This is a genomic window from Bacillus sp. NTK074B (assembly GCF_017303375.1).
In the GTDB taxonomy this organism is placed as follows: Bacteria; Bacillota; Bacilli; order Bacillales; family Bacillaceae_B; genus Rossellomorea.
In genome coordinates this window covers 1-257 of the sequence record NZ_JAFKOH010000239.1, presented here as the reverse complement: position 1 = coordinate 257, position 257 = coordinate 1, and the positions used below count along the sequence as shown (strand labels likewise).

At 49.8% G+C, this 257-nt stretch carries 1 protein-coding gene; it reads right to left on the bottom strand.

What is annotated here, in order from left to right; all coding sequences use genetic code 11:
* Positions 1-257: hypothetical protein (locus tag JI667_RS22185; protein WP_206858678.1), on the bottom strand; the 257-nt coding region annotated here is incomplete at both ends.

The following is a 257-nucleotide window of genomic DNA, read 5'->3' as shown; positions in this document are numbered from 1 at the left end:
CCGCGATAAAAAACCGCAATCATGCCGATAACCTCAAGATAGAGAAACATCAGCAAGATATCAGCAAGACTGATCGTGCGATTAACAATAACGGTTTGAATTTCGATCGCTGTGGCGGCAAGCGTCATAAAGGCAATCAAAATCAAGAGCGCGCGTTCAACGGTGATAAAGGCGCGGGCTGTCCAATCATCGGCAGCCTTGTCACGCGCTTTGGCCTCATGCTGCGCGCTTGCTTTGCTGGGTGCTGATTGATTGGA